At 44.2% G+C, this 13,743-nt stretch carries 13 protein-coding genes and 1 pseudogene; all 14 read right to left on the bottom strand.

Annotated features, from left to right (window positions below):
* Nucleotides 1–9 precede the first annotated feature (9 nt).
* The gene (locus BLO31_RS05210) at nucleotides 10–534 is read right to left on the bottom strand and encodes a type II secretion system protein (RefSeq protein WP_070963191.1); all 525 of its coding nucleotides are present in this window, start codon (nucleotides 532–534) and stop codon (nucleotides 10–12) included.
* Nucleotides 535–585: 51 nt separating this feature from the next.
* Nucleotides 586–1,062 (bottom strand): type II secretion system protein, encoded by a 477-nt coding sequence (locus BLO31_RS05215; protein WP_070963192.1) that lies wholly within the window; start codon nucleotides 1,060–1,062, stop codon nucleotides 586–588.
* Nucleotides 1,063–1,100: 38 nt separating this feature from the next.
* Nucleotides 1,101–1,673, bottom strand: coding sequence for a prepilin-type N-terminal cleavage/methylation domain-containing protein (locus BLO31_RS05220; RefSeq protein ID WP_070963224.1), 573 nt, complete (start codon nucleotides 1,671–1,673; stop codon nucleotides 1,101–1,103).
* Between the two features lie 78 nt (nucleotides 1,674–1,751).
* Nucleotides 1,752–2,123, bottom strand: coding sequence for an MSHA biogenesis protein MshF (locus BLO31_RS05225; protein WP_217495101.1), 372 nt, complete (start codon nucleotides 2,121–2,123; stop codon nucleotides 1,752–1,754).
* 88 nt (nucleotides 2,124–2,211) lie between these two features.
* Complete coding sequence (locus tag BLO31_RS05230) at nucleotides 2,212–3,432, bottom strand: type II secretion system F family protein (protein ID WP_070963195.1); 1,221 nt, start codon at nucleotides 3,430–3,432, stop codon at nucleotides 2,212–2,214.
* A gap of 13 nt (nucleotides 3,433–3,445) precedes the next feature.
* The gene (gene mshE / locus BLO31_RS05235; protein WP_070963197.1) at nucleotides 3,446–5,170 is read right to left on the bottom strand and encodes an MSHA fimbrial ATPase MshE; all 1,725 of its coding nucleotides are present in this window, start codon (nucleotides 5,168–5,170) and stop codon (nucleotides 3,446–3,448) included.
* Nucleotides 5,160–6,362 carry a tetratricopeptide repeat protein gene (locus tag BLO31_RS05240; protein WP_070963199.1) on the bottom strand — a complete coding sequence of 401 codons (1,203 nt, stop codon included), beginning with the start codon at nucleotides 6,360–6,362 and terminating at the stop codon, nucleotides 5,160–5,162. Before BLO31_RS05240 ends, mshE begins: the two co-directional genes overlap by 11 nt.
* Entirely contained in the window at nucleotides 6,359–7,207 is an 849-nt protein-coding gene (locus tag BLO31_RS05245; RefSeq protein ID WP_070963201.1) for an ExeA family protein, read from the bottom strand. Before BLO31_RS05245 ends, BLO31_RS05240 begins: the two co-directional genes overlap by 4 nt.
* 2 nt (nucleotides 7,208–7,209) lie before the next feature.
* Nucleotides 7,210–8,883: a pilus (MSHA type) biogenesis protein MshL gene (gene mshL, locus BLO31_RS05250; protein ID WP_070963203.1), complete on the bottom strand. Its 1,674-nt coding sequence runs from the start codon at nucleotides 8,881–8,883 to the stop codon at nucleotides 7,210–7,212.
* 15 nt (nucleotides 8,884–8,898) lie between these two features.
* A complete protein-coding gene (locus tag BLO31_RS05255; protein WP_070963206.1) occupies nucleotides 8,899–9,213 on the bottom strand; it encodes a hypothetical protein in 315 nt (104 codons plus the stop codon).
* Nucleotides 9,206–9,850 carry a type 4a pilus biogenesis protein PilO gene (gene pilO / locus BLO31_RS05260; protein ID WP_070963209.1) on the bottom strand — a complete coding sequence of 215 codons (645 nt, stop codon included), beginning with the start codon at nucleotides 9,848–9,850 and terminating at the stop codon, nucleotides 9,206–9,208. Before pilO ends, BLO31_RS05255 begins: the two co-directional genes overlap by 8 nt.
* Nucleotides 9,847–11,286: a type IV pilus biogenesis protein PilM gene (locus BLO31_RS05265; protein WP_070963211.1), complete on the bottom strand. Its 1,440-nt coding sequence runs from the start codon at nucleotides 11,284–11,286 to the stop codon at nucleotides 9,847–9,849. The genes pilO and BLO31_RS05265 overlap by 4 nt, the downstream gene beginning before the upstream one ends.
* 3 nt (nucleotides 11,287–11,289) lie before the next feature.
* The gene (gene csrD, locus BLO31_RS05270; RefSeq protein ID WP_070963213.1) at nucleotides 11,290–13,302 is read right to left on the bottom strand and encodes an RNase E specificity factor CsrD; all 2,013 of its coding nucleotides are present in this window, start codon (nucleotides 13,300–13,302) and stop codon (nucleotides 11,290–11,292) included.
* Between the two features lie 337 nt (nucleotides 13,303–13,639).
* A pseudogene (locus BLO31_RS25120) lies at nucleotides 13,640–13,743 on the bottom strand (single-stranded DNA-binding protein); the annotation flags it as partial.

The raw sequence follows: 13,743 nt of genomic DNA on the forward strand, positions 1-13,743 counted from the left end.
TACCATTTCTCATAGGCAAGCCCCAGCAGAAACATACCCTTGGGAGTTTATACAAAGACTGCTGCTACTTTGCGTACCGGAAATATTCACGGTTACACCACTGCTAGCGGCATTAAGTGGATTGCCTAAAAGGTCGAACTCTACTTGAGTTAAACCGTTAGGCAAAAAAGAAAAACTCACGTCATCTCCTCTTACTCCACTGCTAATACCATCGACATTGGCAAGGCCGCAAGCTTCACTGCTACCTACGCAATCAGAGCTAAGATTCAATCGGCTTTTTAGGCAAAGGGCTTTTAGTTCCCGCTGTTTATCGTTGCTCGGGGTGATAGAACAGTAGTTGTAGAGGTTGGTAACATTGGATTGCATACGACTGACTTGTACTTGTCGAATCACAGAGATCATTTGGTCTTGCAGAGCAAAAGCTGACACGCTGCCTTTCCCCGTGTATCGGCTAGCAGCGTAAAGAGAAACGATCGCCAACAGTAAAATCACGACGATCAGTTCAACGAGGGTAAATCCTTTATCGTTTTTCATACCATATTAAAATGGATCAAAAAGGCCGGTAATACCGGCCTTTTTAAGTTGCTATTGGCAATCCACTACACTGATTTGTGGTGTAGAGCGCACAGCCTCTGACATAACGTACTGGACATAACAGTTGCTAGTATAATCACTTTCTTTACCCGCAAATGTATACCTAATTGTATAGTTGTTAGGCATGTTACCCGTTACGGGAAGCCACTCCGCATTTGGGTTTTCTGCGTTTTCAATAGCTTTGCCAATACCATCGGTACTTGCTTCTGGGTAACCTCGGTCTGTCTTAATATTACTACCAGCACCGGAAACGAGTTGATTAATATCAGGATCTTTTCCATCTAATGCGGCACGAGCATATACAATACTTGCCGCACCTTGCATCGCGCCTTTTAATCCTTCTAAAGTCGCATTACGCGCATCCGTCTGCAAATTCAAAAAACGCGGTGCTGCCGTGACTGCCAGAATACCTAAAATAACAATCACCACAACCAACTCTATTAGGGTGAAACCACCTTGTCTTTTCATAGTTAATTCTCTCTAAGCTCTATAATTATACCTGCAGCTTACTGCAAAGTTACCGTCACTCGACCCGTTTTAGCTTCATAGACAAACTGGTGCGCTGTACCACCTTCCTGCTGTATGTAAGTACAAGTCGCGTCTGATCCATTAGCTGTTGCTGAGTACTTGATGTTGCTATCGTTCCTCGCTTCGGTTTCGGTTCCTACAGAAGGTGGGTTTTGCAATAGATTGTTCATCAAATCGACACAAGCTTGATCGTTTAATGCCGAAGGAAAACTACTACCACTAACCAAACCAAACGGATAACCATCTCTAAATGTGGTATCGCTACCACTGTTTGTCTTAGAGCGCGTTAACCAAAAATCGACCCCATCGTAATTCACTCGATTATAAGTTTCGCTGTCTATGGTTTCCGAAGGTCTCGCTTCAGCCTCCCATTGAGCACGTGCTGAAAGCACACCTGTAGCATAGCCCCCCGCTACACCTTCTATGCTCGCTTTTTTAGCCTCATCAGTAACATCAAGGAAACGCGGTAATGCGGCAACCGCCAATAAACCAACGACTACAATGACGACCACTAACTCAACTAAAGAAAATCCCGATTGTCTGCTTTTCATGTTAATTTCACCTGCTAATCGGTACGGCATATTATACTTAGCTAACCCTTTCTCAGCAAAGGATATATACCAATATGATTACTCTGCCTTAAACCCGGCATAAATTGAAAAATTATTGTTTATTAGTTTTAATTTTATTAGAGCTTCATCACCATAATTGTAGTCACATTGATAATCTTGTCCTACTGAAGTGTTTAAACTCTTTTCTACGCTCAACCCTAACAGCTTATTATCAGGGTAAACTTGATGAAACCACAATTGGCAATCTAGTTCACTATTTCTATTCAATGCTATAACCCAACCATTGGAAGTAAAAGTCAATCTCTGCCCATCAATATCCAAGGTTTCGGGCTGACCATTTAGCAGCCACTCTTGCCGATAAAAGCTGGTTCTTTCTGCTATGCGTTGCTTGGCAAGATCCATCGCGGTGATTAAAGCTTGCCTTTCCATTCTCTGCCAGTGTGAAAACATCAAGGCGAGAAGCGTGACCACAACCAGTAACCAGATAAACCAATTGCCCTTACGCATCAATCCCTATCTATCCCCGCATCACGTCAAGCATACTCCACATAGGTAAGAATATACCCAAGGCAAGTACTAATACCATTGCTGCAACAATAACCAACAAAATGGGTTCGATCCGCGCCGTCAGTGTTTTAAGATCGTAATCCACTTCTCGGTCATAAAAGTCTGCTACTTCTAGCAATAATTCATCTATACGGCCTGTCTCTTCACCGACCGAAATCATTTGGATCACCAAGGGAGTAAATACTTTACTTTGTATAGCTGTGGAAGAAACCGTGCCCCCCGCTTCAATTGAAGATTTCATATCTAATAATCTATATTCCAGAAACTTGTTATCTAACGCTTCGGCGGACAGTGCTAACGATTGGTTTAGTGGCACTCCTGCTTTCAACATCAATGAAAACGTTCTAGAAAATCGAGCGAGTTGAGCACGATTAATAATACCACCCACTATAGGCATGCGGAGCCTGAACAGATCCCACTTTTCACGCCCTTTCGAGGTATTGGTCCATCCTTTAAATGCGAAATATGCAATCACCAGTGCAATCGCCATCAGGTCCCAATAGTTGACAAAGAAATTTGATGTCGCGATCAATATTCGAGTTGGCAAGGGCAGGTCTACACCAAAACGACTAAACATGGTTGTGAACTGAGGTATTACTTTCACATTCAAAACGAACATAGCAATGGTAATAAAACTAATGACAAAAGTTGGATAACGCATCGCTGTTTTTATGCGTTTTCTCGTTTCAACCTCTTGTTCGTAGTAGTTCGCAAGCTGTAACAAGGCCTGATCAAGTCGACCGGTATTTTCACCTACTGCAATCATTGAGACAAAAAGCGGACTAAATACGTTGCGATGAAGCTGCATGGAGCCAGACAGGTTGCGTCCATTAGTCAACTCTAGTGTCACTTCTTCTAGCGCTTTGGCGAGTACCTTGTTATCACAATTTTGAGTCAATCCGCGCATCGCTCGCAGAAGAGGTACACCCGCTTTGGTCAAGCTATACATTTGACGACAGAAGATCACCAGAACTTCTAATGGAACTGAAGGAGTTAATAGGGCTTTTATATCAAACGATAGAGCCGATTTGCTTTTCGCTTCCGATACACTCGTTGGAATGATCCCTCTGTTCATCAAGGATTCGGCCGCGATCTCAGGTGTCGCAGCCTCAACTTCACCAGAAACTTTACTTCCGTCTAAGCTTCTTCCTTGATAAGAGAATAGTGGCATAGGCAATTAATTCTTACAGATAGATAGCTTGAATCACACCAGAGGCATCGCCCTCCCCTAAGTGCATCACTTCGTCTAAACTAACGGTTCCATTGAGCGCCAACTCCATCGCGGATGCGAGCAGAGGCTTATATTGCTCGCTATTTCTCGCTGCAATCGCAAAAGCGACGGCATCGTTGGCTCTAAGCGCGTCCATCATGCCCTGATCGAGTTCTAACATTTCAAACACACCAATTCGGCCCTTATAGCCCGTTAAATTGCAGTCTTGGCAGCCTCTTCCTTTCACAAAAGTAGACGCGGTTTGATTGGGAAAGCGCTGGGCTAACCACTGTTTTCTCGCTTCATCGATGTCATCTTCAACTTTACAGTTAGGACACACTTTTCTTACCAGTCTTTGCGCTACCACTGCTCGCACTGCACTCGCAACAAGATAACCGGGAGCCCCCATATCCATCATGCGAAGCGCGCTGTCGACAGCGTCATTAGTATGGAGTGTACTCAATACTAAATGACCAGTTAGGGCAGCCCGCAAGCCGATTTCAACCGTTTCGTGGTCACGCATCTCACCCACTAAGATAATATCTGGGTCTTGACGTAAAAATGTTCTCAGTACTGTTGAAAAATCCAAGTCGATTTTTGGATTAACCTGTACCTGATTCACGCGCTCTAATCGGTATTCGACGGGATCTTCCGCGGTAATAATTTTCTTTGACGGTTCATTGAGCTCGTTTAGTGCACCATAAAGCGTTGTGGTTTTACCAGAACCAGTAGGTCCGGTTACCAAAATCATTCCGTGTGGACGCTTAAGCTGCCTGCGCAACCTTTCCAACAAAAGCGGCGGTATTCCTGACTCTTCCAGTCGCCTAACTCCGGCTGATTGATTTAGCAAACGCATTACCACGGATTCACCGTGCTGAACGGGCATTGTCGACATACGAATATCGACGGACTGACCTTTAGCGCGAATATTAAATCGGCCATCTTGGGGAATGCGCTTCTCTGAAATATCGAGATTCGCCATCAACTTGAGTCTTAGAACCAGTGCGGAAGCGATGTTCACTTCGTTTAGTAGCGTTTCATGCAGTATTCCATCGATACGCTGTCTAAGCCTTAACACATTGGCATCGGGTTCAATATGGATATCCGATGCTCCAACCTGAATAGCGTCTTCAAAGAGAGAGTTAATCAGTTTTACAACCGTAACTTCTTCACTATCTTGCCCTTCAATATTAAAGTCAAAGGCTTCAGTGACTTGGTGTTCTGCTTGGAGCTGTTCTGCAAATGACGCAATTTCTTTGGTTCGTCGATAATAGCGATCAAACCCATCTACAAGTTGTTTTTCAGGAGCGATGACCAGCTCAACTGAATAACGAGCTAGCTGAGTGAACAAGGCTTCCTGAGCAAAAAGATCCGCCGGATCACTCATCGCCACTCTTAGCGTATCGCCAGAGCGACCAATAACCAGCGCTCTTAAACGTCGAGCGTGAACTTCTGGCAACAAAGGAACTGCATCCATATCGACATTGGCGCGGCTAATGTCGATAAGTGGTAGTCCCAACTGCTGAGACAAGAAGGTCAGCATTTGATGTTCTGTTAGAAAACCCAGTTCTATCAGAGCAGCGCCCAACTTTAATCCCGTTGTTTTTTGTGCCGCCAAGGCCTGTTCAACCTGACTTTCTGAGATGATACCTTCTTCGACCAGCAAGTCACCCAAACGCTTACGCAGCTTAATTTGCATCGGAGACTCCTTGCACACTTTTCAAAAGTTGCAACCTATCTGTGATAAACTGTTGGGAACGAGCAGAGAGGCCTAGCTTTCCTTGTGCTGATATATAGGACTTGTGAGCCCCTTTAAAATCAAGTGCTCGTTCTTGTTGTATTGCTAAGCCCATCCACCATCGTCCACTATGAGGATCCATAGTAACCAGCTTTTGATAGCTATCTAAGGCGAGTTCATTTTGTCCAACCTTCTGAGCGAGTGCCGCTCTTAACGATAGATAATCTAGGCTCGGACTATTTGGCAAATGGACCAATGCTGTAAGCGCAGCTTCTTGCTGATTCTCACGCAACAGTAACTTGGCAAGGGCAACTCTCAATGTCTCACCATCTGGGTTGTTCTGAATACCTTTTTGCAAAAGCTCTGCCGCCATTCGCACATCACCTATTCCGTAGTAGAGCGCCGCTAACTGTTGGCGAATATTATCTCCCTCAGGAAAGTAGCGAAGCGCCTTGTGATACTCTTCAATGGCAAGGTCTAAATTATTCGCTTCAAGTGCTTTTTTGCCCCGCACTTGTGCTTGAAGGGCTAACTCTTTCGGAGATAACTCCACTTGTTCAATTTGGATACCAGCCTCCGAAACCACTTCTTTAACTGCGCTACTCTTAGCCAATTTTAAAGGGGCGAGTTCTTGTAGTGGTTGAGCTTGAACAACTGATGAACTTTCCTGAGCCACTGGGGCTGGGTTAGCCGCAACCTTCTTCGGTATTATTGGGGCGGGCTTAGGAACGGCAGCAACCGTCGTTTTGACTGGTTTTGGCTTAGCGACGTTAGACTTAACTGTTGGCGCTTCTTGTACCTTGGGTTCTGGAGAATAAAGTTTAGCTTGTGTGACTGTCGTTTTACTGGTCGGAGAGCTTGCCACACTTAGTTCCGCCTCGATCGTTATGTCAGAAACAGAGTCTGAGACAACAGGCGTTTTTTCCATCTTTTGGTTAGTAACTGGAGTTTGAAGTGCCTCATTTTTTGACTCACTAGCGCTTCCCATCGTCAGCGCCCAACCGCCAACGGCAAGACTTGCCGTCACGAGTAATATCACCCAAGGTAATACCGAGGTCTTTTTCACTTCTTTTATCTCGGCTCGCTCTAGAGGTTCGGCTATCGAACGTTGCTTATCTGCAAGCTCTGACAGAGCATTATTAATTTTACTCATACTCGGCTCCATCCCCAGATAACTGGCCGCATAAACTTAGGTTTCCGACTATCAAATGTATCGTGGATGGCTTCAAACAGATGAAGATTTTCGACTCGCCGTTGACCATTGACACACGCCAATACCATAGCTTTATGACAAATTTGGTTAATCAACCTTGGTACACCATTACTCGCTCGACTAATCACTTTTTTTTGGGCTAGTGAAAAAGGCTCACTTCCCGGCGAGGCTTTTTGCAGGCGGTTGTCAATGTAAGCCACGACTTCAGATAAACTGAGGGTCCTTAATTGAGCGCTAAACGTAATACGCTGCCTAAGCTGGCGAAGGTGTTGCTGCTGAAGCCGATAATCGAGTTCCGGCTGTCCAAATAAAACAATCTGCATCAATTTTTGCTGTTCTGTTTCTAAGTTACCAAACAGCCTTAATACTTCTAAAGCGCCATCCTCCAGCGCCTGCGCTTCATCTACAAGAACGATAACAGGTCGATTCTGCTTTGCTAAATCAATCAATCGATGTTGAATCATATCAATCACCGAATCGGCAGTATCGCTGGTATCCACATCGAGTTCTTTTGCGACTGCCAGTCGCATCTCTTCTGCACCCAGCGCCGCGTTGGGCAAGTAAACAAGCTGGGACTTTTCTGCCAGCTGCTTAACCAACATTCGGCAAACCATCGTTTTACCCGTTCCCACTTCCCCCGTCACTTTTACAATACCTTCTCCCATATCGAGAGCAGCACAAACTGTTTGTATTGCTTCATAATGCGGTGACAGGCCTAAAAATAACTCAGTGTCTGGTGTTAAATGAAATGGATATTGTCTAAAACCAAAATGCTCTAGATACATAACTACTTCTGTGCCTCTGGGAACCATTCATTGAGTAAATCTCGCGAACGTTCTAGCTCATTTTGCCAAGTGTTTACCCCTACAATCGTAGGCTTTAGTAGAATAACCAACTCGGTTTTTTGCGTTAACTTGGTTTCATGCCTAAACAACTGTCCGATTGCTGGTAAATCACCCAGCACAGGCACCTTAGAAACTTGGTCGATAACATTGGATTTCATTAACCCCCCTATAACCACGACATCTCCATCACGAGCACGGATCACTGAATCCGATTCGCGAATAGAACTTCGAGCAAGGGGCAAGCTGATCTTCACACTACCGTAACCAATCTCTTTTACTTGTTCGTTAACTTCAATCACTGCTGGGTGAACGTGGAGTAAAACATTGCCCTCATCATCGATTTGAGGAGTCACATCCAAAGAGATACCGGAGAAAAATGGTGTCAGCTCTACCTCTGGTGACACATTAGAGTTGTCACCGTTGCCGGTAACACTTGAGAAGTCAGTGACATAGTACTCATCTGTACCCACTTTAATCACGGCTTTTTGGTTGTTAGAAGCGGTCACTCTTGGGCTGGATAAAACATTTAAATCGCCTTGTGTTGCCATAAAGCTGAGTACGGCTTCAAAACTACCACTTTGAATCACCAAGTTAGTCTGACCATTAGGTAGCAAGGTACCAATTGCATCGAGTCCTGGTAGTGCCGATACTACCGTACCGACCGTCTGCTCCAAAGAAGGCAAAACACCAGGAGTCGAAGCTAAATTTGTGGTCCCTTGTCCAAATTTGTATTCCGTACCGTTGGAGGTGAACGCTTTAGACCAGTTAATGCCTTGCTGGTAGCCATCACTTAGAGTGACTTCCAACACTTTTGCTTCCAATATGACCTGACGATTCATCCGCTCTTTAGATACTCCTAAAAAGTCGCGAACTTCTCGTATCTCATCAGGAAAGGCTCTCACTGTTATCACACCCGCTTGTGGCGTCACCACCACTGACTGACCATCTCCGCCTCCTATCAGTTGCCCAACGGCGAGTTGAAGCTGTGGCCAGAAATCACTTTCGCTTATCGTCTCGATTTCCGTTCCACCCTTCAATGAGCTAGTCGTAGAGTTAGAGCCATTTGTAGATTCTGACACCGTGCGATTAGAGCTATCAGTACTCGTCACTGTCCCTGTTGTAATAGAGGTTAACGAGCGACCAGAGCGTTTAAACTGAAGGTAATCCACGGGGATTGTCACGGTTCTTAAACCCGCCGGAAAGACTTGAATAACCTTACCTGTTTTCTGAACTTCAAAACCGTAAATATCTCTCACGACACTTAGGACCTCGTCGAGAGTGACATCGGTGAGATTCAAGGTAATTTGGCCGGCAACATGAGGATGGATGGCTGCGCTGTACTCCGTTCCTTTAACCAAGCTGGTAAAGAAGGCTTTGGCATCGACATCTTTGGATTGGATTCTAAAGCGCTTTAAGGTTTGTTCTTCACTGCCCAATTGTGAATCCAAGCTCGGCATCAAGTCGGCTTCCACTTCGGGTGGCAGCTCGTTAACGGCGCGACTACTTGAGTCATTAATGGCTTCATTTAACGCATTTTTCGCCTCGACAGGATCACGATGTCCTAGCGAGCATCCTGCTATATTCACTACTACTAAAGCTAAGATTAGATTACGCATACTAGTCCATGAATCCTATTGTTTTACATCTTTTGAAAACAGAGTAAGTTGCCAAACTTTACCCGAACGGGTGACCTTAACTAGATCATCACCAATATTAGTCACCTTAAACCCATCTACCGAATCGCCAAGTTTCACTACTTTGCCATTGATAACAGCAACACAATCCGCCAACCCACACGTGATTGCATTCAATGTCGGCGGCGTATCATTTTTTTTAGCTTCGAGCTTCGATTGCATTTTACTCCACCCTAAAGGTGCCGTCGGGTCTTGTTTAGCCCACACTGCGGTCGAGATAAAAACGGCGATAATAGGAATCCACTTAACCACTGATAAACTCCTGCCCAGAACCTAAGGTATATACTTCTAACACCACTTCGGCTTGCGGGTAATCGGTCACTTCATACTTAAACCTCTGCCAATAATACTTTACTGAGACGTTCTCTAATTGTTCTAAATAGCGGAGAATATCGAAGTAACCACCTGATATTTCGATTCGAACTGGGTGCACATAATAACCCGTCGAGTTGCCTTCTTTGGTTAATATCGGCTTGGCTGGCATCGACTGCAGTGTTTTTAGTCTGAGCTGATCGATATCTGACAAAACTTCCTCTAGAAGACCTGCCATTTTCTCCGGCGAAACCAAGTTTTCTACTTTCTGTGTCAGTTGTTGTGAAATGGCATCACTTTCAGCTTCAAGCTCTTCTAGCTGTAGGTCAATATCTCGATCAGGATCTTTCTTCAGTTTAGCGGTTAATACCAGAATTTCGCCTTGAAGTTGTTGATTTTGCGCCTTAACTATCTGTAATTGTCGATTGAGATCTCGAATTGAGAGAACGCGTGGCTCTAACAAAAATACATATAAACCAAAGCCTATAGCGACCAATCCGCAAAGAGATATCAACAATTTCTCTCGTTGTGAAAAAGAAGAAAAACGGTCTGAAAGCTTGTGCCACCATAAGTTCACTGCTCTTCCTCCTTACGCGTCAGCAACTCGAAAGTCACTCGTTCTTTATCGTCAGTGCCCAGAGTCAGTTTATCAAAAGTACGACCAACGAGATTCAACTCCTGCTTAAACTGATTAACCCAATTTGGAACCGCTCTAGCTTCTGATGCCAGTCCTTTTAAATCAAGCAGGTCTTGTTCTACTGCAATGTAATTTAGAGAAATATCGTCTCGACTGAGTTCAGCCAATGCCATCATAACCCCTGAATAACCAAAGGCCTGATTACCTTCAATCTCATCAACGGTTTCTAAAGTACTTTCCATTTCTTGAATTCGTTTTTTCAACCGCTCAATTGCAGCGACTTTTTCTGGAGAAGGTTGGTGTTGACGCAATTGAGCAGACAAGGCTTCTTTTTCAGCAGTTAAACGAGCCCTAACACCACTGACTCCTGTCAGTTCATTGTGTAAGTTCGTTGCTTGGTTGCCTAAATACAAGCTCGTCGCGGTAAAAACAACTGCTACCAGAGCCCAAACTGAAACCACTCTCGGTAACGTAATTACTTCCGTAACTGGTTTGAGCTCTTCTGGATAGAGGTCGATAAAAGGTGCAACTGTTGCGCTTATTTCTGCAAGGATCTCCCCTGATAGCCGAGAAGCCTCGTCCAGAGCGACAACAGATACACTGATACTTTGGCCCAATAGTTCCGCAAGCTCTTTTTGTTCCTCTTCATCACAACACACTAAAAGATGATGAATAGGCGTACTGCGATATTGAGAAGATAAATAGTCAATAGAACGCTGTAATTCGAGAGCCATACTATCAATTTGCAGCGCCATTGCAGCTGCACCAGTAAGAGGTGGAACCACGCCTCGAATAGAACGCTGAAAAACGTTAACTTGATTGACATAAGCGCTTATCTTAAACGCGCCCCCAGTCCCTCGCTGCAACATTAAAAAGTTGGGAAAATCTTTGCTGCAATACCCCCAAACTTCATCTTCAACGAGGATGCGATTTAACGAGATATGAAGACCAGTTAACTTTGCCACTAAGTCCAAGATCATTTTTTTTGAGGTGACAAACGCCTGAATCTTGTTTCCCGTTGGTAGAGCGACCGCCTGCGCAACGATATCCGTTACTTTTTCGGTTATCAGATCTTTGAGTAAAAACGGCAGTGCACTTGGCCATTCTTCTTCGGGTAGGTTCGGTTTTTCAATTTGGAATATTTGATAGCTATCGTGATCCAACACAAGGTCGAGCTCAGCAGAACCTGCGCTTATGTGGCTCAGAGCTTCAACTAATGTCTCTTGCCAAGAGCGATTACCAATAGGAAGACTTTGCTCTAAGTTCAGGTCGTTATCGCTATAAAAATAAACAGCTTTAGGTTGGATGACAGCGACAATTCGGTTTGCAGCTTTTTTATTTGATTTGAATTTATTTAGCAAAGTTTGCACTTTCATCGTTTACCTACTTTTCTTCCAACGATTACGTCGTCCAATCTGCACTGCTGACACGGGCTTTTTACTACTCAGTTTTACAACTTGCGTTGATTGTATCGCTTGCTCGGGGGAGAAGTATCGCCCTTGAACACCATCAATAGAGAGCTCTAGCAAGGTATTTAACTCTTGCTTGCTATCGACACCAACCGCGACTAAGGAGGTATTGAGACCAGCGCAGGCACCTAACAAGCTTCTGATAAAGAGCTGATTCTCGTGTCTTTGATGAATTTGCTTAATCAAACTGCGATGCAACTTAACAAAACTGATTGGAAGCTCTTTTAGATAGTGAGTGCTAACTATCGACCTTCCAGCCTGGCTTACGGCAACTTTACATCCCAACCCAGCAATCATTTTCACAACGGGTCTCATATAATCCAGGTGTTTCACCAGCCTAGCCTCTGGGAACTCAACAACCAAATAACTTCGCTGCGCAGCGGTTAGCTGAAGAAGCTCATCTCGGATCCATTTAAAATATTCTCTATCGCTAAATGGCGTTACATACAAATTTACAGAATAGCATAACCTATCCGTAGATTCTTTTAGTAATTTGATAACATTAACAAAAACCGCACGGTCTAACGCTTGTTCATAACCCACTGTTTCAATAGCGGCGCTGAATCTAGAAGCTTTAATGATTCCCTTGTCGGGGTCTTCAATACGAACGAATAGCTCATAGTGATCGAGCAATGTTTCTTGCTGCTTGTCGAGAAGATAGCAGCTCTGCTGGTAAATATGCAGCCTCTCTGGCTTTAGAACCTGATCAAACAGGGTTCTCCAGCGTACACTTCCTCGCTCATCCTCCCTTAATGACTGCTTTTCAAAGCGATTCCAAGTATTCACTTTTTGAAGCTGCGCACTTTTTAGTGCGGTTTCAGCTTCATCCATAATACGACCTTGTCGTTCCCCTTCTTGATACATAGTCATGCCGATGTGTGACCAATTATCTTTTTCTAAAGGAGCGGGAGGTGAGATATGGGATAGTTGCTTCAAACATTGAATAGCAATGGAAGAAACATCTTTACTGGTCAAGTGTGGGGCAAAAATAGCAAACTCAGATTGATAGTAACGAGAAAGGATAACGTCTGGGTAGCGCGCGACACTATTAGACAGTGCCTCACCCACCTCGACAATAAAGTCATTGGCGACCTTTTTTCCCTGTTCTTCTTCTATTTGATCCCAATCGTCTACTTTGAGCAACAACACGCCACCACGGGAGCCACTTTCTGATAGCGCTGACTCTAGTTTGCTATCAAACAACACTCGATTAGCTGTGCCCGTTAGCTGATCGAGAAAGGTCTGCGTTCGAATAAAGGTATCAAAGCGACTTCTTTCTTGACGGGCGTCTTGAAGCTCTTCTATTAAAAGGTCCAGAGCTTCGCTTGCCGTATAAGGCCACTCTAGCTCAGAGCCCTTAGCATACTCTTCGACTCTGCCCGCTAGAATCATTCTCCCTCGCTCTTCTAACAACTCAGAACCGTGTAGCTGAGACTTTAACCAGCGAACTCCACGCATTAAGCAGAAAACAATAAGAACAACTGCAAGTGTGATAGACCAGAGGGCCTGCATGGAATATCCATAACCGATATAAGGGGGAATCGCTTTAAAAGTAATGGAGTAACCAGGGTTCCTTTCCAGATCAAAACGCGCTTGATAAAGGCGATTTTTATCAACTTTTGACCCGGTGTCTTTAAATCGATAGACAGTGCCGGCTTGTGAGTGTAATTCCATTTCAACGATATTTGAAGATTGAAGCATTTTCGGCATCCAGCGCTGCAAAGAGTATGCGGCATCGGGATCTTCCATTTCTTTATCCAACACTTCCACAATACCTTGAAGAGAGTGATCCAAATATTCTTGTCCAAGTCGTTTAAACGAAAGGGTACCTCCCAAGAAAAGGATAAACATCGCACTGATAACAATCATAGTAACAAATGCCACCAAGCGAGTGCTGAGTTTTAAGGTAGGCGTATACCTCATTGATTGGACGTTCCTTTTCTCTAATGACAACAACCTATAGCTCTACTATCAGTTGGATGTACTCCCTCACTGCGTTAAGCACTTTTTAGCGATTTAACAAACACGTGAAGTAAAATGCTCTTATTTCGAGGTATCTATAATATAACTATATAGAAAACCTCAATATGCTGCGTTTATTTTTTGAAAACATTATTCTTAAATAGTTAACCACACCTCATAACATATTAAAGTGTACTAACATTATCGCAGCAAATTGTGCTCTCTCGTTGCTCTATTAGCTTTCAACACAAAAAAACCAGCCTGACTTGGCTGGTTTTCGGATTTAACATTCTGCTTATTAAAACGGAATATCGTCATCAAAATCCATTGGCGGCTCATTGTACTGAGGCTGAGCTTGTTGCGGCGCAGGTGCTGGCTGCTGCGGAGCGACTTGCTGCTTAG

It is taken from the genome of Vibrio sonorensis (genome assembly GCF_001854765.1).
GTDB lineage: Bacteria > Pseudomonadota > Gammaproteobacteria > Enterobacterales > Vibrionaceae > Vibrio > Vibrio sonorensis.